At 32.5% G+C, this 24,932-nt stretch carries 22 protein-coding genes; 13 read left to right on the forward strand and 9 right to left on the reverse strand.

The window, feature by feature from the left end; all coding sequences use genetic code 11:
• Nucleotides 1–15: 15 nt before the first annotated feature.
• The 3 genes from glgB to FF125_RS20885 form a co-directional block, all read right to left on the reverse strand.
• Nucleotides 16–1,926 carry a 1,4-alpha-glucan branching protein GlgB gene (gene glgB / locus FF125_RS20875; RefSeq protein WP_138952014.1) on the reverse strand — a complete coding sequence of 637 codons (1,911 nt, stop codon included), beginning with the start codon at nt 1,924–1,926 and terminating at the stop codon, nt 16–18.
• Nucleotides 1,927–2,027: 101 nt separating this feature from the next.
• On the reverse strand, nt 2,028–3,293 hold the full coding sequence (locus FF125_RS20880) for a glucose-1-phosphate adenylyltransferase (RefSeq protein WP_138952015.1): 1,266 nt from the start codon (nt 3,291–3,293) through the stop codon (nt 2,028–2,030).
• Nucleotides 3,294–3,295: 2 nt separating this feature from the next.
• The gene (locus FF125_RS20885; protein WP_138952016.1) at nt 3,296–4,702 is read right to left on the reverse strand and encodes a glycogen synthase; all 1,407 of its coding nucleotides are present in this window, start codon (nt 4,700–4,702) and stop codon (nt 3,296–3,298) included.
• Nucleotides 4,703–4,865: 163 nt separating this feature from the next.
• Here FF125_RS20885 and FF125_RS20890 point away from each other — a divergent pair, with 163 nt between their 5' ends.
• Nucleotides 4,866–7,373, forward strand: coding sequence for a T9SS type B sorting domain-containing protein (locus FF125_RS20890; protein WP_138952018.1), 2,508 nt, complete (start codon nt 4,866–4,868; stop codon nt 7,371–7,373).
• Between the two features lie 47 nt (nt 7,374–7,420).
• On the opposite strand, the gene FF125_RS20895 is transcribed toward FF125_RS20890, so the two are convergent.
• Complete coding sequence (locus tag FF125_RS20895; RefSeq protein WP_138952020.1) at nt 7,421–7,999, reverse strand: uracil-DNA glycosylase family protein; 579 nt, start codon at nt 7,997–7,999, stop codon at nt 7,421–7,423.
• Nucleotides 8,000–8,179: 180 nt separating this feature from the next.
• Between FF125_RS20895 and FF125_RS20900 the strand changes: the two genes are divergently transcribed.
• Together FF125_RS20900 and FF125_RS20905 are read left to right on the forward strand one after the other, a co-directional pair.
• Complete coding sequence (locus FF125_RS20900; RefSeq protein WP_138952021.1) at nt 8,180–8,767, forward strand: hypothetical protein; 588 nt, start codon at nt 8,180–8,182, stop codon at nt 8,765–8,767.
• Nucleotides 8,768–8,860: 93 nt separating this feature from the next.
• A complete protein-coding gene (locus tag FF125_RS20905; RefSeq protein WP_138952023.1) occupies nt 8,861–10,315 on the forward strand; it encodes a flotillin family protein in 1,455 nt (484 codons plus the stop codon).
• A 154-nt stretch (nt 10,316–10,469) separates the two neighbouring features.
• Here FF125_RS20905 and rsmI read toward each other — a convergent pair whose 3' ends face one another.
• Entirely contained in the window at nt 10,470–11,141 is a 672-nt protein-coding gene (gene rsmI / locus FF125_RS20910; RefSeq protein WP_138952671.1) for a 16S rRNA (cytidine(1402)-2'-O)-methyltransferase, read from the reverse strand.
• Between the two features lie 85 nt (nt 11,142–11,226).
• Here rsmI and FF125_RS20915 point away from each other — a divergent pair, with 85 nt between their 5' ends.
• From FF125_RS20915 to FF125_RS20925, 3 genes are all read left to right on the forward strand, one after another.
• The gene (locus FF125_RS20915) at nt 11,227–11,808 is read left to right on the forward strand and encodes a HupE/UreJ family protein (RefSeq protein ID WP_138952024.1); all 582 of its coding nucleotides are present in this window, start codon (nt 11,227–11,229) and stop codon (nt 11,806–11,808) included.
• Between the two features lie 64 nt (nt 11,809–11,872).
• Nucleotides 11,873–12,295, forward strand: coding sequence for a deoxycytidylate deaminase (locus FF125_RS20920; protein WP_138952026.1), 423 nt, complete (start codon nt 11,873–11,875; stop codon nt 12,293–12,295).
• Between the two features lie 78 nt (nt 12,296–12,373).
• Entirely contained in the window at nt 12,374–13,963 is a 1,590-nt protein-coding gene (locus tag FF125_RS20925) for a S41 family peptidase (RefSeq protein ID WP_138952028.1), read from the forward strand.
• 11 nt (nt 13,964–13,974) lie between these two features.
• Here the strand turns inward: FF125_RS20925 and FF125_RS20930 are convergent, their stop codons facing one another.
• Nucleotides 13,975–14,583 (reverse strand): FAD-dependent oxidoreductase, encoded by a 609-nt coding sequence (locus tag FF125_RS20930; protein ID WP_138952030.1) that lies wholly within the window; start codon nt 14,581–14,583, stop codon nt 13,975–13,977.
• An 83-nt stretch (nt 14,584–14,666) separates the two neighbouring features.
• Complete coding sequence (locus tag FF125_RS20935) at nt 14,667–15,245, reverse strand: MarC family protein (protein WP_138952040.1); 579 nt, start codon at nt 15,243–15,245, stop codon at nt 14,667–14,669.
• Nucleotides 15,246–15,367: 122 nt separating this feature from the next.
• On the opposite strand from FF125_RS20935, the gene FF125_RS20940 reads away from it, so the two are divergent.
• Nucleotides 15,368–15,937: a DUF3109 family protein gene (locus tag FF125_RS20940; protein ID WP_138952042.1), complete on the forward strand. Its 570-nt coding sequence runs from the start codon at nt 15,368–15,370 to the stop codon at nt 15,935–15,937.
• On the opposite strand, the gene FF125_RS22205 is transcribed toward FF125_RS20940, so the two are convergent.
• Entirely contained in the window at nt 15,938–17,437 is a 1,500-nt protein-coding gene (locus tag FF125_RS22205; RefSeq protein WP_250629645.1) for a sensor histidine kinase, read from the reverse strand. It lies immediately after the preceding gene.
• Between the two features lie 9 nt (nt 17,438–17,446).
• The gene (locus tag FF125_RS20950; RefSeq protein ID WP_138952044.1) at nt 17,447–18,190 is read right to left on the reverse strand and encodes a LytR/AlgR family response regulator transcription factor; all 744 of its coding nucleotides are present in this window, start codon (nt 18,188–18,190) and stop codon (nt 17,447–17,449) included.
• A gap of 253 nt (nt 18,191–18,443) precedes the next feature.
• On the opposite strand from FF125_RS20950, the gene FF125_RS20955 reads away from it, so the two are divergent.
• The 6 genes from FF125_RS20955 (at nt 18,444) to FF125_RS20980 (ending at nt 24,929) form a co-directional block, all read left to right on the forward strand.
• Nucleotides 18,444–19,250, forward strand: coding sequence for a DUF4412 domain-containing protein (locus FF125_RS20955; RefSeq protein WP_138952046.1), 807 nt, complete (start codon nt 18,444–18,446; stop codon nt 19,248–19,250).
• 129 nt (nt 19,251–19,379) lie between these two features.
• Complete coding sequence (locus FF125_RS20960; protein ID WP_138952048.1) at nt 19,380–19,766, forward strand: hypothetical protein; 387 nt, start codon at nt 19,380–19,382, stop codon at nt 19,764–19,766.
• 27 nt (nt 19,767–19,793) lie between these two features.
• Complete coding sequence (locus FF125_RS20965; protein WP_138952050.1) at nt 19,794–20,138, forward strand: DUF4870 domain-containing protein; 345 nt, start codon at nt 19,794–19,796, stop codon at nt 20,136–20,138.
• Nucleotides 20,139–20,638: 500 nt separating this feature from the next.
• Nucleotides 20,639–21,136 (forward strand): DUF3592 domain-containing protein, encoded by a 498-nt coding sequence (locus FF125_RS20970; RefSeq protein ID WP_138952051.1) that lies wholly within the window; start codon nt 20,639–20,641, stop codon nt 21,134–21,136.
• Between the two features lie 11 nt (nt 21,137–21,147).
• Nucleotides 21,148–23,994, forward strand: a complete 2,847-nt coding sequence (locus tag FF125_RS20975) for a T9SS type A sorting domain-containing protein (RefSeq protein WP_138952053.1) — start codon at nt 21,148–21,150, stop codon at nt 23,992–23,994.
• An 11-nt stretch (nt 23,995–24,005) separates the two neighbouring features.
• Entirely contained in the window at nt 24,006–24,929 is a 924-nt protein-coding gene (locus tag FF125_RS20980) for a hypothetical protein (RefSeq protein WP_138952055.1), read from the forward strand.
• Nucleotides 24,930–24,932 lie beyond the last annotated feature (3 nt).

Consider the following 24,932-nt stretch of genomic DNA (forward strand, 5'->3'; position numbering starts at 1 on the left):
AGAAATATTGATTTTTTATGAAATATATTTAAAAATAACCACGCCTAAAGGTGGAATACCTATTGTAGCAGAATAAGGTTTATTATGTTCTTTTTTCTTTTTTAAAGTGATTTGTCTCGTATTAGAAAATCCACTTCCGCCATATTTTTCTGAATCACTATTAAATATTTCCTTTATTTTACCTTTTCTTGGCAATCCAATATTGTACTTTTCAATAGTTTTAGGTGTGAAATTACATACTACAACAGTATCATTTTCTTTATCATGCCCTTTACGAATATAAGAAAGCACACAATTTTTATTATCGTCTAAACTTATCCATTCAAAACCATCAGCACTAAATGCTTTTTCATATAATGCGGGTGTATTTTTATAAAATTGATTTAAATCTTTAAAAAATGCTTGTGTATTTTTATGTGGTTCAAACTCTAATAAATTCCAATCTAAACTTTTCTGAAAATTCCACTCGTTATATTGACCAAATTCACCTCCCATGAACACTAAATTAGTACCAGGATGTGTAAACATATAGCCATAAAGCAATCTTAAATTAGCAAAACGTTGCCATTCATCACCCGGCATTCGGCCCAAAATAGAATTTTTACCATAAACAACTTCATCATGCGATAGCGGCAACATAAAGTTCTCAGAAAATGCATAAGCTAAACTAAATGTAATATCATTTTGATGATATTGTCTATAGATTGGATCTTTGGCAAAATAATCTAATGTATCATGCATCCAACCCATCATCCATTTCATTCCAAAACCTAGACCATCGTGTTTTACAGCTCTTGTTACTCCAGGAAAAGCAGTCGATTCTTCCGCAATGGTTATAACACCATCAAAATTATCTTCTACGGCTTGGTTAAATTCTTTTAGTAAAGAAACCGCTGCTAAGTTTTCTCTTTCACCATAAATATTTGGCTCCCATTCACCCTCTTCACGCGAATAATCTAAATATAACATAGATGCTACAGCATCAACACGTAAGCAATCAATATTGTATTTTTCTAACCAAAATAAGGCATTGCTAATCAGAAAAGAACGTACTTCATTACGTTCATAATTAAATATAAGACTTTTCCAATCTTGATGATATCCTTTTCTTTTATCAGGATGTTCATATAAATGTGATCCGTCAAAAAAGCCTAAACCATGATCGTCAGATGGAAAATGCGATGGTACCCAATCTAAAATTACACCAATATCATTTTGATGAAATTGATCTACCAAATACATAAACTCTTGTGGCGTACCAAAACGAGAAGTAGGTGCAAAATACCCTGTTAGTTGATAACCCCAAGAAGGGTCATAAGGATATTCCATAATTGGCATTAGCTCAATATGCGTAAAGTTCATTTCCTTAACATATGGGACTAATTTTTTAGCTAATTCCTTATAAGTCAAACGCTCATTATCTTTAGATTTCATCCAAGAATCTAAATGCACTTCATAAACAGAATAAGGTCTATCTAAACCATTCTTATCCTTACGATAAGACATCCATTTTTTATCTTTCCATTTATAATTATCAATACCCCAAACAATAGAAGCTGTTTTAGGTGGGTGTTCACAACGCTTCGCATATGGATCAGCTTTTTCAGTTATGACACCGTTATGATTACTGTGTATTTTGTATTTATATAAGCTACCTTCACCAACATCAGGTATAAAACCCTCCCAAATACCAGAGGCATCCCATCGTACATTTAATGGATGTTCTTCTCCTGACCAAAAATTAAAATCTCCAATAACAGAAACTTGTTTAGCTGATGGGGCCCATACTGCAAAATAGGTTCCCTTAACACCATCTACTGTTACAATATGAGAGCCTAATTTTTCGTATAATTTAAAATGTTTACCTGATTTAAACAGGGCGATGTCAAAATCAGTAAATTGGCTATACGTTGATACTTTGGTCATAGTTTTGTTTGGTCTATTATTTTAGAGTGAAAACACTCTTAACCTCAATAAGAGGTAAATTATTACATTTATTTTAATATGTTAGATTAAAATAGGCACTATTAAATTGTATATCCTTTTGGTAATACCGCATGTTTTTTAATAACAACGATACCATCTTTAATAACATATTGATCTGTTTCTTTATCCTTTAAATGTGGACCACCATTAATTCTAACATCATCGCCTATTCTACAGTTCTTATCTATTATAGTATTTTTAATAAAGCATCTTTCACCAATACCCATAAGAATTGGAGTTTTCTTTCTGTTTATTTCTTCTAGAGATTCGTAATAATCGCAACCCATCATATACGTATTAATAACGGTTGATTCCTTACCTATTCTAGATCTAATACCAATTACCGAAGTTTCAATTTTAGCAGCTTGAATAATACAGCCTTCTGCAATTACCGCTTTATCTAAAACAGTACCTGATATTTTTGAAGTAGGTAATATTCTTGCATTTGTATAAACCCTTTGATCGGTATCATATAAATTGAATTTTGGAATATTATCGGTCAATCCTAAATTGGCTTCAAAAAATGAATCAATATTACCAATATCGGTCCAATATCCTTCAAATTGATAACTTAACGTTTTATGATCGTGTATCGCACCTGGAATAATCTCTTTACCAAAGTCGTTCGTGTCTGGATTGCTCATTAAATCTACCAACAACTGTCTATTAAATATATAGATACCCATAGAAGCTAAGTAGTTCCTATTTTCACCTTTCATTTCGTCACTTACTTCTGAAGTCCAATCTGGTAACAGTTCTGCATCAGGTTTTTCGATAAAAGAGGTAATTACATTTTCACTATTGGCTTTTAGTATACCAAATGAAGTAGCGTCTTTTGCGTTTACTGGAATGGTCGCAATAGATATTTCAGCACCTTTGCTAATGTGTTCTTCAAGCATTAACCTATAATCCATTTGATACAATTGATCTCCAGATAAAATTAAGGCATATTCAAAATCATTACGTAAAAAATGATGCATACTTTGTCGTACAGCATCTGCAGTTCCTTGAAACCAAGATTGACTTTGAATTGTTTGTTCTGCAGCTAATACATCTACAAATGCAGAACTAAAAAAACTAAAATGGTAGGTGTTTTTAATATGTCTATTTAACGATGCCGAGTTAAATTGTGTTAACACATAAATTCTCTTTATTTCACTATTGATACAGTTACTAATAGGGATATCAACCAACCTATATTTACCTGCAATTGGTACTGCTGGTTTAGATCTTGATTCTGTCAAGGGGTAAAGTCTTGACCCTTGGCCACCTCCTAAAATAATTGATAATACCTTTTTGCTGTTCATATTTACTTTTTTAATGATTTATATAAATTGATATATGCCTTTGCAGAAGAATCCCAAGAGTGATCTATTTGCATAATTAAATTCCGAATTTTATTAAACTCCTTTTGATCGTCGTACAACTCCGTAGCTCGTTGCATTGTTTCAACTACTGTCTCCGTATTAAGCTGATGGTGTACGAAACCGAAACCGCCTCCCTCTACATCAATAACGGTATCTTTTAATCCACCTACACTATTAACTACAGGTATGGTTCCATATCGCAAGGCATACATTTGATTTAACCCACAAGGCTCAACACGCGATGGCATTAAAAGAAAATCAGCACCAGCGTAAATGATATGAGCTAGCCTTTCATCGTAACCGATATACGTACTGTAATCTCCTTTATATTTATAGGTAAGCATCTCTAAAGCACCTTCAATATCTTTTTGACCAGAACCTAATAATAAAATAGAAATGTCTAAATGATGTAAAGCCGCATCGAATATTTGCGGAAATAAATCTGCTCCTTTTTCACCAACCAACCGTCCTATAAATGAGAACAATGGTTTTTTAGGATCGAGACCAAACTCTTTACACAACCATTCTTTATTGGCTTTTCTACCAGTATCTAAGGTTTTTTGAGTGTAATTTTTTATAATATAGTTATCTGTCTCCGTATTCCAGACCTGAGTATCAATTCCATTTAAAATACCAACGCATTTAGCACTCTCATGACTCAATAAACTCTCTAATCCATTGGCATTACTTTTCAACTCTTCCATGTAACTTGGAGATACTGTCGTCACTTTCCAGGCACATTTAATAGCTGCTGCTAGCGGATTTATTTGATGATTCCAATCGATTAAACCTACTTGTGTAAAATCAAATTCAGGTATCATATATACTTTGTCATGTGAAAACCATCCTTGATACTGAGCATTATGTATGGTAGTAATGGTAGCGACAGTTTTTAGTTCGCTGTATTTATAACATTGATCCATCATAAAAGGAATTAACCCTGTATGATGATCATGACAATGTACCACATTTGGTCTTTTCTCTTTCTGTAAAACCCAATCTAACACGGCAATTTGAAAAGCTAAAAAACGTTCCGTATCATTAGGTGAATACACATAATCTTTAAACAATAATGTTGGTATATCAACTAAAAATAAGTCAAACCCCAAGTCATTATTTTCTAACATTAAGATATTAACATCTAAATCAAATACACCTAGTCTAACTTTAGAACTTGAAATGGTTTTAAATTTATTTGATTTTGTAAACGCGTTATCATAAAAGGGCATAACAACCTCACTGGTTACCCCTAATTTATTTTGATATTTAGGTAAAGAGCCTACAACATCAGCCAAACCTCCGACTTTTGCAATAGGATAACATTCAGCACTAACATGTAATATATTCATAGGTAAGGTTTGATAATCCTTAAAATTACAAAACATTTTTTAAAATACTCTTTAAAATATGTATGTTTTTTATGATTTTTTATAATTATTCATTTTAGCCCTGAATATGAAATCTTTAAAACATTTGCCTAACTTTACACATATAAAACAATTGCTGAATTCGATGAATTTTAAAAAAAGTATCCCTATTTGTTTACTATTGATTTTACTCTTTAAGGTAAGCTGGAGTCAAACTAATATTCCACCATCAATACAAGCAATTGGCAATACGGCCTACTGTCCGTTATCTGAAGTTAATGTGGTAAGCAGTTTTGATATAATAGACCCAGACGACACTTCTATTCAGGCATTTTACATACAAATCTCTGAAGGTTATGTTAATGGGGAAGATCTGTTAAAGCTCAACAATAGTGCTACACATTCTAAAATAACAACACAATGGAGTGCCCTTGAAGGTAAACTAACATTGCAGAGTGCAACTACTCCTGAAATGAATTATACAGATTTAATTGCCGCCGTTAAAGATATCGTATTTAGCAGTAGTTCTGTTACGGTTTCAGGCAATAGGTCATTTTCTTTTACCATCGGTTCAGCAAACTATTTACCATCTACTGACCATTACTACGAATACATATCAAATATTGGTATTACCTGGTCCGATGCCAAAGTCGCTGCTGAAAACAGAACCTATTTTGGTTTAGAGGGTTATTTAGCAACCATAATCTCACCTGACGAGGCTAAATTGGCTGGTGAGCAAGCGAGTGGTGCTGGATGGATTGGCGGTAGCGATGCTGAATCAGAAGGCAATTGGAAATGGGTAACTGGACCAGAAAAAGGCACTTTCTTTTGGTATGGTTTAGCGGTAGGAAATTCACCTACTTTCGCCTTTTGGAACACAAACGAGCCCAACAATTTGGGTGATGAAGACTATGCTCATATCACGGCTCCCGGAGTTGGTATTTTAGGTTCTTGGAACGATTTAAGCAATACTGGTTCCACTTCAGGTGACTTTCAACCGAAAGGATATATTGTAGAATATGGTGGAATGCCAGATGATCCAGAAGTTAATATTTCTACCAGTACTAACATTTATATTCCCGCAGTAACTTCTACAATTCCATCAACAAGATGTGGTCCAGGAGAAATTACTTTAATTGCCAAATCAGATGTTGGCAGTGTGGTTTGGCACGATACTCCAACAGGTGGAACCACTTTATTTACCGGCGAAAATTTTAAGCCAACCATTATAAATACAACTACATATTACGCTTCTGTTGTTGGGGCTGGATGTGGAGAAAGCCCTAGAATTCCTATTATAGCAACAGCTAATGAATTACCTGATATTAAATCTGTTCTAAATTTTAAAAATTGCGATATAGATAATATCAACGATGGTTTCACTAATTTTAATTTAAATGAGGCCACCGAAATTATAACCAAAGGAGATAATGAATTAAGAGTGTCATATCACCTTACCATAGCAGATGCAGAAGCAGAAATTAATGCGGTTAATGCATATCCTTTTAATAATCAAACAGCGACTACTGTTTACGCACGTGTTGAAAAGCCAAATGCATGTTTTTTAATATCCACTATAAACTTAGAGGTTTCCACTACCGCTTTTCCAGATGGCTATGTTTATACTTTAGTAGGTTGCGATAATTTAGATACAAATGATGGTATTACTACATTTGACCTTACCACGGCTTCGAATCAGCTAATTAATCAATTCCCTACAGGTCAGAATTTAAGAGTATCTTACTTTAAAAATCTCATTGATGCTCAATCTGAAGAGAATGAAATTACCGATCAATCTAATTATATTAATTCAAGCCCTTATTCAGAAACACTTTTTGTAAGAGTAGAAAGTGCTGACAACGGTGCCTGTTATGGAATTGGTGCAAATTTGTTATTAACGGTAAATCCTAGTCCAGAATTTGAGATAAATCCTGAAGAGGCCTTATGCTTAAATTTAGGTCCACTCGTTATTCAAACATTTAATGCCGATGGTGACTATGCATATGAATGGCTTAATGACAAAAATGAAGTCATTAGCACTGAACCTACTGCGACAGTAAATTCTAAAGGAGTTTACACTGTAACGGCAACCTCAAATGAAAACTGCACCTCAACTCCAAAAACAATTATAGTAAAAGAATCTGATGTAGCTAGTATTACCTTAAATGATATTCAAATCAAAGATGATTCTGATAATAATACAATTACGATAAATACAGATAATTTAGGTATTGGGGATTATGAATTTGCTCTAGATGATGAAGATGACTTCTATCAAACAGAATCATTATTTGAAAATGTTGCAGCTGGAATTCACACCTTATATATAAGAGAACAAAATAATTGTGGAACGATCAGCATTGACATTTCGGTTATTGGATTTCCTAAATTTTTTACACCCAATAATGACGGATTCAATGATACATGGAGTATAAAAGGTATACGTGAAGATACTTTTGAAATGTCTAGTATTTATATCTACGATCGGTTTGGAAAAATGCTGGCTAAAACCGATGTAAATGATTTAGGTTGGGATGGTACTTACAAAGGCAAACTAATGCCTGCTAGTGATTATTGGTTTAAAGTACAATTGACAGATAAAAACGGAGCTGTTAGAAACAGAAAAGGGCATTTTAGTTTAGTGAGGAGGTAGATTGTAACTTCTTTTCAAGTAAATCTTTAAATAACCCTATCCATTGATCAATTTGAACTAAGTATATCTTTTACCCTTTTCTTTAAAACAGGTAAAACGTCTTTCTCAAACCAAGGATTTTTAGTCAACCAAAAACGATTTCTAGGCGATGGATGTGGTAGTACAAAATAGTTGGGCAAATAGTCCTGATAGTTTTTTACCGTTTCTGTCAGTGTTTTTTTAGCTTCTTTTTTCAAATAATATTTTTGAGCATACATTCCAATTAATATAATCAGCTCTACATTGGGTATTTTATCCAAAAGCTGTTGATGCCATAAAGGTGCACATTCGGGTCTCGGAGGCAAATCGCCTGATTTCCCTTTACCAGGGTAACAAAACCCCATGGGTACAATTGCTATTTTCTTTTCATTATAAAATGTTTCATCCGTAATGTCTAACCATTTTCGTAATTGTTTTCCACTTGAGTCATCCCATGGAATTCCTGTTTTATGAACTTTTGTCCCTGGAGCCTGACCAATAATTACAATCTTTGATTCACAACTCGCTGCTAAAACAGGTCTTGGACCTAAAGGCAAATGCGAGATGCACACTTCGCACTTTCTGATATTTTTTAATAATTCTTGCATGCTTATTTACGAGTCCAATTATATAATTTAAAGGTACATTATTTATTATAAAATGAAGTTTTCAAAATCGCTTCTTTAGAACTAAAGAATCTTTTCTAAAAAGTCACTAAAAACAACAACTTATTACAAGAAAATAACTATCTTGGTTAACCATATTTTTCTTACCTAAAACCAACCTATATGCAAGAATTTTTTGACGGAATGTCAACTTTTGAACAAACCTATTGGATCATTGCTCTAATCGGTTCTGCAATCTTTATTGTTATTTTGATTATGACCTTTTTAGGTGGTGACATGGATAGTGATATGGTAGCAGACGGTACTGATTTTGAAGCTGATGATGGCGGTGTTGGATTTCAATTTTTTACATTCAAAAACTTAATCGCCTTTTTTACTATTTTTGGTTGGACAGGCGTAGTTTGCACGGGCTATGATCTATCAGACGGCGTAATCTTAACCATTTCCGTAATCGCTGGTCTCTTAATGATGGTGGCCACTTCTTCGCTTTTCTATTTTATGAATCGTCTTACGGAAGATGGTACTTTAAAAATCAAAAATGCTATTGGAACTGTTGGTGAGGTTTATTTACCGATTGGAGCCAACCGAACCAAAACTGGTAAGGTTCAAATTAGTGTGCAAGGTTCATTGCGAGAACTAGAAGCCCTTACCGATGAAAATATTGACTTAGCAACGGGTACGGTTGTAAAAGTAATTGAAATAGTGAGTGCCGAATTATTATTAGTAGAAACCCTATCAAAAAACAAATAACACATGAAATGAGCATGTTAACAGCATTATCATTTAGGGGAATGATTATTTGCGAACAGCATGTGACTTTTAAAAAACAAAAAAATTAAACCTATGAATTTATTATTTGCTCAAGCTGAAGCATTCAGCGGAATTTATTTAATTGCTGCTGTCATATTAATCTTATTTATTTTCCTATTTTCTATGATGCGAAGGTACAAACGTTGTCCTTCTGATAGAATTTTGGTTGTTTACGGTAAAACCGGAGGCGGACAATCTGCCAAATGTATCCATGGTGGTGCGGCATTTATATGGCCAATTATTCAGGATTATGAGTTTTTAGACTTAACCCCAATGTCTATTGAGGTTAATTTGACTAACGCCTTAAGTAAGCAAAACATCCGTGTAAACGTACCTTCACGTTTTACCATTGGTATCTCTACCGAGCCTAGTGTAATGCAAAATGCTGCAGAAAGATTATTGGGACTAACGTTAGAAGCTGTTAAAGAATTAGCTCAAGAAATTATTTTTGGTCAATTGCGTATGGTAGTTGCATCTATGGATATTGAAGAAATTAATTCTGACCGTGATTCATTTTTATCACATATTACTCATGGTGTTGAAGCGGAATTGAAAAAAGTAGGTTTAAAATTAATAAACGTTAATATTACTGATATTCACGATGAGTCTGGATATATTGAAGCTTTAGGTAAGGAAGCCGCTGCAAAAGCAATTAACGATGCTAAAATATCGGTATCTCAAAAAGTTAGAGATGGTTCTATTGGTGAGGCTCAAGCGGTACAAGATCAACGTATTCAGGTAGCGGCAGCCAATGCCCATGCGGTAGAAGGTGAAAATACTGCCAAAATTCAGATAGCAAATTCAGATGCTGCCAGAAGATCTAGAGAAGCTGAAGCAGAAAGAATTGCCAATGCCTCTGAAAAAGTACAAGCTGCAAAAGCATTAGAAGAAGCTTATGCTGCTGAAAAAATTGCTGAAGAAGCTAGGGCAACACGTAAAGAAGCTGAACAAGGTGCAGATATTATTGTTCCTGCAAGAATCGACAAGCAAAAAATTGAAATTGATGCGGAAGCACAAGCGGAACAAATTAGAAGAATTGCAAAAGGTGAAGCGGATGCGATTTTTATGAAAAAAGAAGCTGAAGCAAAAGGTCTCTATGAAATTTTAACAAAACAGGCTGCTGGTTTAGATCAAATTGTAAAAGCTGCGGGTAATAATTCAAAAGATGCAGTATTACTATTAGTAGCTGATAAATTACCTGAATTGGTTAAAACACAAGCTGAAGCCATTAAAAACATTAAGATTGATAAAGTTACCGTTTGGGAAAATGGTGGAGGAAAAGATGGAAAAACATCTACTTCTAACTTTATTTCAGGAATGTATAAAGCAGTTCCTCCTTTACAAGAAATGTTTAACATGGCAGGTATGCAATTGCCAAACTATTTAAAAGGTGAAGATATTGAAGATGCATTAGAAGCTAAATCATCAGAAAAGACGAGTGCTAAAGCTAAAGATGTAAAATCAAAAGACGATTCTGCAGAATCATAAACTGTCTAAATTTATAGTTAAAAAACCACGTCAATTGACGTGGTTTTTTATTTTATAATAATTTATGAGCGATAAACGCACCTAAATATAGAAAGTAACCGACATTTTCTTGTTTTGACTTTTCGATCTTACCGTTTAGAACTTTTTTTGCATCTTATTTTTTTCCTTCCACAACCACTACAAACTCACCTTTGGGTGGTTTATTTTCAAAATGTGCAAGTACTTCCTTTACCGTTCCTCTTACTGTTTCTTCATACAATTTAGTCAACTCACGGGAAACTGAAATTTTTCTATCGGCACCAAAATGTTCTGCAAACTGTGTTAAGGTTTTTAGCAATTTATGAGGAGACTCATAAAAAATGATAGTCCTTGGTTCTTCTGCCAAAAGTCCCATTCTTGTTTGTCTTCCTTTTTTAATGGGTAAAAAACCTTCAAAAACGAATTTATCATTAGGCAAGCCACTATTTACCAAAGCTGGTACAAAGGCCGTAGCTCCTGGCAAACACTCTACTTCAATATCATTTTCAATACAAGCTCGAGTTAATAGAAATCCCGGATCTGAAATTGCCGGCGTTCCTGCATCAGAAATTAAAGCAATAGATTCGCCAGATTTTAATCGCTCCACAAGACGTGTTACCATTTTATGCTCATTGTGCATATGATGGCTTTGCATTTGCGTACCAATTTCAAAATGTTTTAATAATTTACCCGAAGTTCGGGTGTCTTCTGCTAAAATAGTATCTACTTCTTTCAACACTCTAACAGCTCTGAAAGTCATATCTTCTAAGTTTCCTATTGGAGTAGGAACAATATATAGTTTTGAAATCACCTTAAATATTTAAGCTGCAATTTAACAAAGTTTATGCAAATTACTGACTTATTATATTTATTGGAATTTGTATTTTTACCACATGGAAGATTTTACACTTTATTTAAAATTAGGTTTATACCATGTTTTAGATTGGCAAGCCTACGACCATATATTATTTTTAATAGCCTTAGCAGTTATTTACAATTTCACCAATTGGAAAAAAGTGCTTTGGTTAATAACCCTATTTACCATTGGCCACACCATAACCTTATCACTTGCAGCTTATAACATTATAAGCATAAATATTGAAATAGTTGAATTTTTAATACCTGTTACCATATTTATTACTGCTTTGGTAAATATAGTTACTCTAAAAAAGAGCAAACAAAAAAGTTCAAATATCAATTTAATATTTGCCTTTTTCTTTGGTTTAATCCATGGCTTAGGGTTTTCAAATTATTTTAAAATGTTAATGGACGATACCGAATCTAAATTATTACCCTTATTAGAATTTGCACTTGGTATTGAAATTGCTCAAGTAATTATAGTATTGGGTATTTTAATTTTAGGTTATATTGCTCAGAACTTTTTTAGAGTTTCAAAGAGAGATTGGGTGTTAGTACTCTCTTCAATAGTAATTGGTGTGGTTATCCCGATGCTAACAGAACGCATATTTTGGTAAAAATTTAACAAAAAACCCATAATTTTATCGGTACTTTGCCGACTAAAATTTCGTTGAACCTAGTATGACAGTAGAAAAACAACTCAAATATGATCTTGCCTATTTAAAAATGGCAAAAGAATGGGCAAAGTTATCCTATTGTAAACGCCGTCAAGTAGGAGCTTTAATTGTAAAAGGTAAAATGATTATTTCTGACGGTTATAATGGCACTCCAACTGGTTTTGAAAATATTTGTGAAGATGATGAAAATTATACCAAATGGTATGTACTTCATGCGGAAGCTAATGCAATTTTGAAAGTTGCTTCATCAACACAAAGCTGTAAGGGAGCTACACTTTATATTACTATGTCACCATGTAAAGAATGTAGTAAACTCATTCATCAATCAGGTATAAAAAGAGTGGTTTACGCTCAAGCCTATAAAGATAATTCTGGATTAAAATTTTTAGAAAAAGCAGGTATTGAACTTGTTTATTTAAACGAATAAAAGACCAAAAACATATTACTCGTTGCATTCTTAAATGTAAATGACTAAACTTAAAAGACTTGAAACTATTTTAAAAGTATGAAAAATAGCAAAATATATTATCCATTATTTTTAGCCTTGGCTGTAGCCCTAGGTATTTTTATTGGCAGTATGTTAAATTACCCTCAAAATAGCTCAGGTTTTCTATTCAATTCAAGTTCTCAAGAAGCAAAAATTAAAAGGTTAATAAACTACATTCAATATGACTATGTTGATAAAGTAGATACCGATAGTCTTTTAGATGGAACCATTAGAAACATCTTAGATAAATTAGATCCGCATTCTGTATATATCCCTGCAAGTGAACATGATGCTATTGCCGAAACTATGAATGGTGAATTTGTAGGTGTAGGTATTCGCTTTTTTATGAGAAATGATTCTTTAACCGTGAGCAATGTTGTAAAAGATGGGCCAAGTGATAGAGCAGGAATTGAAGCTGGTGATAGAATTTTAATCGCTGACAATGACACTTTATACGGTAAGCTTTTAGAAAGTGATTACATTATAAAAAAATTGAAAGGCGAAGCAAATACAAAAGTTAAAATTAAAGTGTACAGAAAGTACAAAGACACTTTATTAAATTTTACATTGAAAAGAGGTACTATTCCTTTAGAGAGTATTCCTAGTTATTATATGCTAACTGATACACTCGGTTATATTAAAATTGACAAATTTGCAAATACTACTTATGATGAATTTAAAACTGCAATGAATACGTTGCAGAAAAAAAACATGAAAAGGTTAGTATTAGATCTAAGAGGAAACCCTGGTGGCTATTTGACAATTGCAACACAAATTATTGATGAATTTTTAGGAAAAGATAAGCTCATTGTTTTTACAAAAAATAAAGGAGGTCAAATCGATAAAAGTTTTGCTACGGCAAAAGGTGATTTTGAAAATGGTCAAGTGTATGTTCTCATTGATGAATCTTCTGCATCTGCAAGTGAAATAGTTGCTGGAGCCTTACAGGATAATGACAAAGGCGTAATTGTTGGTCGTCGTTCTTTTGGTAAAGGTTTAGTGCAACAAGAAATGGAATTAGGGGATGGTTCTGCGGTTAGATTAACGGTTTCGCGTTATTATACACCAACAGGCCGATCTATTCAAAAACCCTATAACAGTGAAAGTGGTGCTAGTTATTATAATGACCGATTAGAAAGATATAATAATGGCGAATTGACGAATGGTGATAGTATTAAAGTTGTTGATTCTTTAAAGTTTATTACTCCCAAAGGTAAAAGTGTTTATGGTGGTGGTGGTATTGTACCTGACGTTTTTGTGAGTATAGATACTACAGCCTATTTTGGAAGATTTCATTTTAGAGCCATTCAAGATTTTGTTTTTGAATATTTAGATAATCATCGTGAAGCTACAAAAGATTGGGAGGTAACCAATTTTAAACAAAATTTTGATAGTGATAGCGAAATTTTAAAAGAATACCTTTCCTTATTTGATGATCAAAGTAAATTAGCCGCTGAAAGTATTCCTTATATTAAATTATATTTAAAAGCTCTTTTTGCTCGTAGCCTCTACGATGAAAATGTATTTTATCAGGTAATGAATGAAAATGATGAAATGCTAAAAAAAGTAAAGGAATTGGAAATGAATATCGATTATATTAAGCCATAGTAGCATAATAATTAAACCTTATCATGCACTTTGGTATGTTCACCACCGTTCCATTGCGTTAAAATATCAGTTGCAACTGAGGCTCCACTGCCACAGGCAATAGCAAATTGACTTCGCCATCCCGCCAACGTACCAGCAACATAAATACCATCAACAACTAGGTGATCATCATTTTTAAGCTGAATGCGATTTTTTTCAGGTTTGGCTTTTTTATGAGGCTCTACAAATTGTTCTAATCCTTTTATAAAAAAAGTATTGGTATAACCTACAGCAATAACAATTTCTTTAGCCTGAAATACAGACTTATTGGTAATCACTTCAAAACCATTCGGTAACCGCTGTACCTCTATTACCTTTTCATCATCAATTTGACTAATGTTTGGATATAATTTAGAAAGTTGATTTTTACCATTTTCTAGAATGCTTTCACCTGTTGTACCGGGATCCAATCCCAAAACATTATTAAACAAGGCATCTTGCAAGTGTGATGCCTTTTGATGCATTATAATTCCAACTTTTTTATCCTTTGCAAAGGCCTTGTCTTTTGCTGAACCTAAAATCAATGCACAAGACATACCTGCAGCACCACCTCCAACAATAAGCACATCAAATGTTTTCATTCTGTTATTCGTTAAGTTATTTTTTCAAACCACAAAATTACATCAAAAACCCTTACTTACAGTATTGGGTTGAAGTCAGCATTTTATTGGATAAATAATCCCTGAATATTGGCTGCAAATAACTTTACAGCAATTGCCAATAGAATTACGCCAAAAACTTTTCTAATTACATCAATTCCCCCTTTACCTAATAAACCTTCAATTTTTTTAGAAAGCTTTAGTACTATATAAACAAAAATAGTATTGATTATAATTGCTATTACAATACTAATGGTTTGATATTCTGAACTCAAAGAAAGTATCGTTGTCATTGTACCTGCACCTGCAATTAAAGGAAATGCCAAGGGTACAACACTAGCAGTTTCAGGAGCGTCATGTTTATACAATTCAATACCTAATACCATCTCGAGAGCTAAAAAGAAGATAACAAATGCACCTGCTACCGCAAATGAATTTACATCAACACCAATTAACTTTAAAATTTCTTCTCCAACAAATAGAAAAGCGATCATTATAACTACTGCCACAAGCGATGCTTTTTCAGACTGTATATGACCTACCTTTTGACGCAAATCTATAATAATTGGGATACTCCCAATAATATCTATAACAGCAAATAACACCATAGTTGCTGTTAATATTTCTTTATAATCTAACTGCATATTCTCTATTCTTAAATTTTCGGCAAAAGTATATATATAAAAGGATTAAACTAGCAAAATAGAAATAATATTTTTATGCATAATTATATGTACTTTTGCTCCAATAATTTTAAAAAAAACCGATGTTTCAATTAGGTAAAACTATAGTTTCAGAAGAAATTATTGAAAATGATTTTGTCTGTAACCTTTCCGCATGTAAAGGTGCTTGTTGTGTTGATGGAGAAGCAGGAGCACCATTAGAAGAAGAAGAGTTAAAAATATTAATGGATATTTACCCAAAAGTAAAACCATACTTAACTAAAGAAGGTATTGAGGCAATTGAAGACCAAGGGTTATTTATTACTTCTGAGGGCGAATATGAAACACCATTAATTCCTAGTGATGATAGCTGCGTGTACATCAATTATGATGAAAAAGGCATTGCACAATGTGGTATAGAAGAGGCCTATAACCAAGGAGATATTGCTTGGAAAAAACCAATTTCTTGCCATTTATATCCCGTTAGAGTAAAAGATTATTCAGAATTTGCTGCGGTAAATTATCATAAATGGGAAATTTGTGATGATGCTTGTTCCTTAGGTAAAGAATTACAAGTGCCTGTTTATAAATTTGTTAAACAAGCATTAATCCGAAAGTTTGGTGAAGATTGGTATGAAGAACTAGAAAAAGTTGCTGAAAAAATGAAGCGGTAATTAATGCAATGGTAGTTTAATTTCAACCTTTGTCCCTTTTGGTTTCTTTTTTCCATCCGTTAAATCGGTAAAAGTGATTGAATAATCGTTTTGATATTCTTTTGCAAAATTACTGAGTCGTTCTTCGGTAAGTTTTATACCAACCGAGGTTGTTTTGTGTATTTTTCGGCTATTTATTTCTGCAGACTTTTTACGACCTATTCCATTGTCCGTTATGGTTATACTTAGATGAAATTCATCATCTTTATTGACTTTTATTTTCAAAATTTTCTTTTCTTTAATAGATGCTAAGCCATGCCAAATGGCGTTTTCTAAAAAAGGCTGTAAAATAAGTGATGGTATTTTTATAGTGTTAAGGTTTAATGATTGATCAATGACAACCTCAAACTCAATCTCATTATTAAACCTGATATTTTCAATGTTTATATATAATTGCATGGTTTCAATTTCATCGGCGAGTGAAATTTCTTTTTCTTGCGAGGCATTTAATATTTTCCTGATGAGTTTAGAAAATTTATTAAGATAATAAACAGCATTCTCCTTTTCATTATTTATAATGTAGAGTTTAATAGAATTTAAAGAGTTAAAGATAAAATGTGGATTCATTTGACTCCGTAAAGAGGTTATTTTTAGTTCGGCGAGCTCTTTGTCATATTTTTCTTTTAATTTTTGTATTTTTTCAGTTTTTGCTTGTAGACTTAGAGAAGCCAAATTTTCTTCTAATTGTAAATGTATGGTATCTTTTAGCTTTTCATTTTCTTGAAGTTGGCTTATCAATGTTGCCTGAGATTTATTTTTATCTTCTAAAATTAATTTCTGTTTATGTCCCAATCCTAGAGAGAATAATATATTTTCCAAAATAACTCCAAAATAAAAAATAGTAAAGCTTAGCTCATTACTTCCTGGTATCAAATCAAACATATCGATTAATGTTGCTCCCATTGACGAAAGAAACAAAAATAGCGAACCAACTATAATGTAGTACCTAAAAGGGTTATCCATCTTAAAAAGCAGCATATAAGCTCTTATGGAAAGGATATTCATGTAAATAAGAAAAAATATATTTCCTTTGGTGATAAATTCAACATTGCCTGTTATACGATATAAAATTTCGAATCCAATGGTTATAAAAAAAATGATGTAAATTCCTCGAAATATAATGCGATACCATTTTAAGGAAAATGCTTTTAAATCTAAAAAAGTAAAAGCAAAAATAAAATACAACATGTTATAGGTCCAAACCAAATTAACATCCAGGGCATTTAAAATGCCAACAAAAGGCTTGACTAAAATAGAAACAAACCCATCAGTTGATTCATTTAAGTGACTTAAAAAAATTAAGAAAGTGTACCCACAATAATATAAATAGGACTTGTCTTTGTGTTGAAAATATAATAAGAAATGATAAATGGAGAGCATAAATAAAATGCCCAGCACAAAATAGAGTATACCATTTTCATTAGGATACTCAAATATATATTTTATTGATTCTTTATCCACTTCATAAGACTAAATGGTTAAAACTTTAAGTAATGCATTTTTTTTAGAACGAGAAATTGGAATAGACACCCCGTTTTCTAATACTAAATATTGCCCATCACTTTTTATAAATTCTTTAATGAAGTTTATATTTACCAAATAGGAATTATGAACTCTAAAAAAAACGTCATGATTAATTATAGCTTCTACTTCTTTAATTTTTTTTGACAGAATTTCTTTTTTACCATCTTTGAAATAAATTTCACAATAATTACCATCAGATTTACAATAAATAATATCATCAATACCCACAAAAATGGTCTTACCTGCCAATGGTATTTGAATTTTATTAAAACTACTTTTCTGATTAATATTGGCTAATACTTTTTTCAATTCTGTACCTAATAAGTTCCTTTCTTTATTATGTTTAATTTTTGCTACAGAATTTAAGAGATCATCAGTGTCAATTGGTTTTAACAAATAATCTATAGCACTTTCTTTAAAAGCACGGATTGCATAATTATCAAAGGCAGTGGTAATAAGCAAATCAAACCCTCGGTACTTAAGATTGTTAAGCAATTGGAAACCATCCATTTCAGGCATTTCAATATCCAAAAAAACACAATCAGGTTTAAGGTAATTTATGGCAGAAATAGCCTCTATGGGATCCGTAAATGTTTCACATACTTCTATGCCTTTACAAAAATTTTCAATCTCCCATTGTAGGCTTTTAATAGCACTAAGTTCATCATCTACAATTATAGCTTTTATCATTTGAGGTTGATTTTATGCTTAAATATAATCGACTTTCATATGTATTTATTTTTAATATACATATTTGGTTCTTTTCAAAGTATAATTGGTATAAAAACCTTCATCAATGGTAAATACCATCACAATGGCCTTCATATCCGAAATTTACAAAATTATACTCCAATTGCACAAAAATAACTACTCACCGTACAATTTTTCTCAATTTTGATATTGTGAGTGTATACTTTTGAGCTAACAAACAAAAATAATTAATATGAAAACACTTAGCACAACAAGTCTCTTCCTTCTCTTTTTTTTAGTATGCCCCAATATAGAAGCACAATTTTTTAAAAATCTTACAAAGAGGGTAGAGCAAAAAGTAGAAAACACCGTAATAGATAAAACGGCCAATAAAGCTGCCGAAAAGGCATCCAAATCCATGGACAAAGTTTTTGAAATCAATCCCTTTGAAGGCGGAAAAGAAAAAGCAGATCCGAATTTGGTTGCTAATTCTTATGATTTCACTTGGAAATATTCAATGAAAATGTCTACTGAAAAAGGTGACATGACCTTTGACTATTACCTGAAGCCCGATGCGACCTATTTCGGATTTACTTCTGCTACAATGCAAAATATGTTTACAATTATGGACAATAGTAATAACGTAACCGTCATGTTTATGGAGTCTAAAGGCAATAAAATCGGTATGGTAACTTCCATGAACGTTGATTTAGACATAGACCAAGCTAAAGATGAATCTGCAAAATACACTTTTGAACAACTACCTGATAAAACAATAAATGGTTATCACTGCAAAGGGGTAAAAGCGTACAATGATGAGCATGAAATGGTCATGTACCTTACAAACGACACCGAAGTAAGTTTTGACAACATATATAAAACCGGCAAAACTAAAGTACCAGTGCAACTTAAGGATTATTTCAAACCTGATGATAAAATTCTAATGATCAGAATGGACATGAACAATCTAAAAAACAAAAAAGAAAGTGCAACAATGGAATGTATTGGCCTGGAAAAAGTATCTAAAACAATTAAAAAATCAGATTATAAATTTATGTAAACCACAAACCATTCCGCTCTATTGTGTAATTGGTTTTAGTATTCATTTGCTCTACCAATTTTCCAAAAAAAACCAAAACAACAGAGGATTATTTATAAAAACTGAATTGCAACTAAAAAATTAATAACTATGAAAAATTTAAAAAAAAGCAAACATCAAACAAAGGGCAATCACTATTTCGTCAATAGAATTCTACTTTTAACAATTGCCTTATTTACAACAATTTTAGTATTTAACGCATGTAGTAAAGATGACATCTTAAATCCAACCGGAAATTGTGGTAATTCTTCTTGGGCAGAACAAGTAGAAAAAGAAATAACAGCTTGGAGCAATGCTGCAACGGCATACAGCCAAGACCCAACAACGACAAATTGTAATAATTACAAAAGTGCTGGAAAAAATTACTTAGATGCCCTAGAGGATATAAAAAATTGTGTTCCTAGTGCAAGCTCCAACGATTTTAAAAAAGCTATCGAAGACGCTAAAAATGAATTGGACGCAATGAATTGTCAATAATAAGTAATAACTAACAAACAGAACACCATGGACTCTATTGAAAACAAACCAGTAGCTGTGAACGAAGGTAAGAACATAGCAATTATAGCCTATTTTACTATTATCGGGTTAATTATCGCCTTTGTAATGAACAATGAAAAGAAAAATACTTTTGCAAACTACCACATCAAGCAGTCCTTAGGTTTGGCGTTAACGGGTTTTGCATTGGGAATGATTGGTATGATTCCTATTTTAGGATGGATCGTCTCCTTTTTTGGCATTTTTATTATTCTGTTCATGTGGATAATGGGATTAATGAATGCGATAAATGGCAATGAAAAGCCAGTACCTCTTTTAGGGGAAAAATATTTAGAATGGCTTAAAAATTTATAAAATTAATTACAAAAACATGAACCATTTTATAAAACAAATGAAGTATACCACAAAAGCAGGAGCTTTTGCACTATTATTAATAAGCACAATTGCTTGTGATAAGAACAACGACCCCAATATCAATAAGAGAGGTTAATGCCTAAATTATAAACAGAAATTTAAAAACAGTAAAAATAAGTGACTTTTTTTTGGAAGAAAAAAGCAGAGCCATATATATAGTAAATAGAAACAATTTAAAATCATATTAAAAAGAGGAATATTCGCATACTTAGGCTCACTCTATTTCTTTTGATTTCTTGTAAAGAATTTAAAAATAGAGTGTAATGGAATCTTAACTTTTGGTACAGATAGAGATGAGAATACGAAAGCAGATTTCCTTACCACAATCGCTTTTATGTAACTCTAGAAGGCAAAGGAATGGGAATCAATGCTCTATGGGATGATTTTGGAATTGAAAATTTGAAAAAATTTAAGTTATATAACAACTAACACATACCACCATGGATTTCTTTGCATCACTTACCCAATCACAAATAGCAGGTATTATTTTACAATTGGTGGTATTGCCTTTTCTATTTATGGCCTTGCGACGTTGGGGGTGGGCAAAACAATCTGTTCAATGGCCCAAGGTTAAGGGAGAAGTAGCAAAAAGCCTTGATTTTCCACTTTCAAAGATAATCGACTTTTTATATACATATGAAATCAAAGGTATTACCTACCAAGGAACGAAACCTTTTTTTGCAAATTCATTTAAAAATTTTAAAAAAAAGAAGACTTCAGAATTAATGGAAAAGTATACCAAGGGAACGGAAGTTGTTGTTTTCTATAATCCTTCAAACCATAAAATATCAACATTAGAACCTGGTAGAAAAGATGGTATAATAGGTGCTTTAATAGTATTAATTCTACTTTTTTTATTAGGATTTATGGCATACAGTAATCCTTATTTAATAACAGAAATCATGGATTACTTTCAAAATTTATCCTCTAACTCGTAAATGTATTAATCATGAAAAAAGCATTACTTCTATTTACAATTTTATGTACCTCATTATTAACGTTTTCGCAAACCACTTATGTTGTGAATACTACAGACGATTTCCCAGATGACAATTTAAACGACGTCATTTGTGCCGATAAAAACGGGAATTGCACGTTTAGAGCGGCTCTTCAAAATGCCAACAAAACAAGTAATAAGGATATCGTTAACTTTAATATTTCAGGCTCTGCACCTTTTACAATTGAAATAACTGAAGATATTCTACCCGATATTTTACAACCTATATTAATAGATGGCCGTACGCAACCACAATATGCAACTAATCACACCCCTGTTATAGAAATATCAAATGCTTTTCTACAATATTCAAATGGCATCAAGCTCATTGGAAACTCTTCAGGTAGTGAACTATATGGTCTTTGTGTTGTTAATTTTGCAAGAATGACGCAATATCCATATAGCTTTGGTTATGGAATAATTAGTAGTACAGCAAATCATATTATACAATCGAATTATATAGGTTTACGAGCAGATGGCAAAACCATAGGTGGTAATACAGGAGGCGGTTTATCTTTAGGGTATCTCGGCGGACACCTAATAGGCGGAACACAACCTTTTCAAGGAAATGTTATTTCAGGTAATCCTGCTTTTGGACTCAATATATCCGGCTCATCACTAAATTCATTTCAATCATCCAATAATATAATTCAAGGGAATTTAATAGGTACGGATGCCACAGGCACATTAAACAGAGGAAATAAATTCAATGTCCAGATAGTAGATTCGTACAATAACATTTTAGGTGGTCACACTCCACAGGCACGAAATATTATTTCTGGAGCAAACGCAACTAACGATACTACAGTTGGAACTGGCATAGCAATAACCGGAACACAGTCTTATAACAATGCAATAATAGGAAATTATATTGGCACAGATATTACAGGAACTAAATCCATACCTAATGTTAGAGGGGGTATTCTAATTTTATTTGGAGCCAATACCAATCGAATTGGAACAGATGGCCCGGGTGAAGGAAATGTAATATCAGGAAACGGACAATATGGAATCTATCTTCAAGGAGGAGTAGCAGACCCTGTAGCTTCTAATCTTATCAGAGGAAATTATATAGGTGTTGATGCTACTGGAAATGCAGCATTGCCAAACTCAATAGGTATCATGATGCTTACAGGAGAAAACAATAATAATAGTATTGGCGGAACAACAGCTAATTCAAAAAATATTATTTCTGGAAACACAAATGATGGAATAACCATTCTTAGTGGTAAAAACAACCAAATTATTGGAAATTATATTGGAACAAATGCTTTGGGTACAACTGCCATACCTAATTATACGGGTATTTATTTAGAAGACAGTAATACTATTATTGGAGGACAAGCAGTAGGTAATAGAAATATTATATCTGGTAATACTATAGGAATTGAAATTTCAGAAAGTACATCGAGCGGATCTTCGGTAATAGGAAATTACATTGGTTTAAATGCCTCAGGTATTGGAGCTTTACCAAACGCAACAGGAATATCATTAAAATCTTCATCCACAAATAGTACTATTGGAGGTGCAAATCCTATGGATAAAAATATTATTTCTGGTAACACCAGTTATGGAATTTCTGCTTTAGGAACTTCACACACGATTCAAAACAATTTCATCGGATTAAATCCTGAAGGTACTGCAGTAATTAAAAATGGAATAGAAGGTATGAGATTTTCTGGAGCGTTAACCAATACTAAAGTTTCAGAAAATACAATTTCAGGGAATGGTACGGTTGCAAACCAAGCTGCAAATGTCAATTTTATTGCTGCAACTGATGTGCATTTTTTTAATAACAATGTAGGAACCTTACCTGATGGTAATACGGCATTAGTAAATCTTGGTATTGGTATTATATTAAATGGGAGTAGCAATAATAAAATTGGAGGAAGTACTCCAAATGAAGGCAACATTATTGGAAGCCATAACATAAATGGCCTCCATATTATTGCTGGTTCAAGTAATAATACTATTGATTATAATAAAATTGGTGTCGGAACAGATGGAACTACAAATATTGGAAATGGTTCACATGGTATTGTAATTTCTGGCAACAATACAGATAATAAAATCGTAAATAATACAATAGCAAACAATAAAAAAGGCGTTGAGTTGAATCCAACGATAGGTGTTGCAACGAAAGTGAAGATTTCAAAAAACAGTATTTATAATAATTCGGTTTTAGGAATTGATTTAATAGGTACTACAGCAAATGATGTAGATGATCTTGATACAGGAGTTAACAACCTTCAAAATTCTCCCGAAATAAGTGCTATAAATTATTTGGGAAATGTGAGTGTTGAAGTTACTTACAATGTGCCAAGTGCGGTAACCAATTCCGCTTATCCGCTTACGGTAGAGTTTTTTGGATCAGATAATGGTCAAGGTAAGAAATATATTAGTTCAGATATTTATACACTACCTGGAGACAAAACTGTAACCCTGAGCCTTCCTAATAGTTTTGAACAGAACGATTACAACAACATTGTTGCCACCGCAACCGATGAAAACGGAAACACCTCTGAATTTGGAACCTCAGTCAACTATTCATTAGGAATTTCACCAATTGTGAGTAATAGTCTTAAAATATTCCCTAACCCAACACGAGATATTATAACTATACAATCTAATGCCAATGAAACACTTACGATTGATGTCTTTGACGTTTATGGGAGAAATGTATTGAATAAAAAATCAGCAAACACAATGAATGTATCCTCTTTAGCATCAGGCGTTTATTTATTAAAAATTAAAGATGAAAATGGTGGTGTTACCTCAGCAAAAATAATAAAACAATAAATCCTCATATCATGAAAAATATCCTATTTATTCTGATGCTATTATCAATTCAGGCAGTTTGCGGCCAAACACCTGAGCAACAAAAAATGATAGAAAAAGCTGAAAGAATGCAAGATAGTATTATGAACACCCCAGAAATGAAAGCCATGATAAAACAGATGGAAAGCATCGAAAAAGCACAGAAATCAGCTTTTCAAACTGAAACGAAAACTATCCCTAAGGGTAAAGCTAATTATGATAAGTATTTGACAAACACACTATCAAGCAATAACAACAAAAAGCTTAAAGGATGGAATAATGGCGTAGCAGACCTCGTTTTTGATTATAATTATGACGTAAGAAACGATAAAGTAGTATCGGTTAAAGTAGGAATTATTAAAGCTGACGGAACTATTGAATTAAATCCTATAAATAAGCTCCCAATATTAAAACCATTACATAACTATAAGAATAGTAATAGGTTTTTTGACATTCATAATGCTGATGTTTATCAATTTAAAAATGAGAATGCAGGCTTTAAAATGAATTCATATTTATCCGTGCAGCAAAATAATATTAAAATTGGAACTTTTACCATTGGAAATTCGGCGAAAGTTACTCGAAACCTATTAACACCAGGAGATTTATATTTCGGTGATGAAGGATATATGCTATCATGGGTTTATGTTGAAGAGGCTTGTGCAATAAGGGCAAATGAAAATTGGAAAGGAGATTTAGGCAATACAGGTACTCCATTAATTGTTGAAACCAATGTTGTTTATGATCTAAGTTTAAAGTCTGGCTGGAATTTGGTTAAAACTGAGATTATAGGGGCATATCAATTTCCAAATGCTCCAGAAGAAGATAGGTCTCGTTTCAAAAAGCATAATCATACTGTAATTGCAGAAATACCAAAAGATGCGACCTATTTCTTTAGGTCTGCCGAACACTACTAATTT

Source organism: Aureibaculum algae (assembly GCF_006065315.1).
GTDB classification, from domain to species: domain Bacteria; phylum Bacteroidota; class Bacteroidia; order Flavobacteriales; family Flavobacteriaceae; genus Aureibaculum; species Aureibaculum algae.

What these genes read in the sequence shown, in the direction of transcription:
- FF125_RS20880 (WP_138952015.1), bottom strand. Translation starts at nt 3,293, where the DNA reads ATGAACAGCAAAAAGGTATTATCAATTATTTTAGGAGGTGGCCAAGGG.
- FF125_RS20935 (WP_138952040.1), bottom strand. Translation starts at nt 15,245, where the DNA reads ATGCAGTTAGATTATAAAGAAATATTAACAGCAACTATGGTGTTATTT.
- glgB (WP_138952014.1), bottom strand. Translation starts at nt 1,926, where the DNA reads ATGACCAAAGTATCAACGTATAGCCAATTTACTGATTTTGACATCGCC.
- FF125_RS20915 (WP_138952024.1), top strand. Translation starts at nt 11,227, where the DNA reads ATGGAAGATTTTACACTTTATTTAAAATTAGGTTTATACCATGTTTTA.
- FF125_RS20890 (WP_138952018.1), top strand. Translation starts at nt 4,866, where the DNA reads ATGAATTTTAAAAAAAGTATCCCTATTTGTTTACTATTGATTTTACTC.
- FF125_RS20930 (WP_138952030.1), bottom strand. Translation starts at nt 14,583, where the DNA reads ATGAAAACATTTGATGTGCTTATTGTTGGAGGTGGTGCTGCAGGTATG.
- FF125_RS20895 (WP_138952020.1), bottom strand. Translation starts at nt 7,999, where the DNA reads ATGCAAGAATTATTAAAAAATATCAGAAAGTGCGAAGTGTGCATCTCG.
- FF125_RS20960 (WP_138952048.1), top strand. Translation starts at nt 19,380, where the DNA reads ATGAAAAATTTAAAAAAAAGCAAACATCAAACAAAGGGCAATCACTAT.
- FF125_RS20980 (WP_138952055.1), top strand. Translation starts at nt 24,006, where the DNA reads ATGAAAAATATCCTATTTATTCTGATGCTATTATCAATTCAGGCAGTT.
- FF125_RS20950 (WP_138952044.1), bottom strand. Translation starts at nt 18,190, where the DNA reads ATGATAAAAGCTATAATTGTAGATGATGAACTTAGTGCTATTAAAAGC.
- FF125_RS20900 (WP_138952021.1), top strand. Translation starts at nt 8,180, where the DNA reads ATGCAAGAATTTTTTGACGGAATGTCAACTTTTGAACAAACCTATTGG.
- FF125_RS20905 (WP_138952023.1), top strand. Translation starts at nt 8,861, where the DNA reads ATGAATTTATTATTTGCTCAAGCTGAAGCATTCAGCGGAATTTATTTA.
- FF125_RS20940 (WP_138952042.1), top strand. Translation starts at nt 15,368, where the DNA reads ATGTTTCAATTAGGTAAAACTATAGTTTCAGAAGAAATTATTGAAAAT.
- FF125_RS20955 (WP_138952046.1), top strand. Translation starts at nt 18,444, where the DNA reads ATGAAAACACTTAGCACAACAAGTCTCTTCCTTCTCTTTTTTTTAGTA.
- FF125_RS20965 (WP_138952050.1), top strand. Translation starts at nt 19,794, where the DNA reads ATGGACTCTATTGAAAACAAACCAGTAGCTGTGAACGAAGGTAAGAAC.
- FF125_RS20925 (WP_138952028.1), top strand. Translation starts at nt 12,374, where the DNA reads ATGAAAAATAGCAAAATATATTATCCATTATTTTTAGCCTTGGCTGTA.
- FF125_RS20885 (WP_138952016.1), bottom strand. Translation starts at nt 4,702, where the DNA reads ATGAATATATTACATGTTAGTGCTGAATGTTATCCTATTGCAAAAGTC.
- FF125_RS20975 (WP_138952053.1), top strand. Translation starts at nt 21,148, where the DNA reads ATGAAAAAAGCATTACTTCTATTTACAATTTTATGTACCTCATTATTA.
- FF125_RS20920 (WP_138952026.1), top strand. Translation starts at nt 11,873, where the DNA reads ATGACAGTAGAAAAACAACTCAAATATGATCTTGCCTATTTAAAAATG.
- FF125_RS20970 (WP_138952051.1), top strand. Translation starts at nt 20,639, where the DNA reads ATGGATTTCTTTGCATCACTTACCCAATCACAAATAGCAGGTATTATT.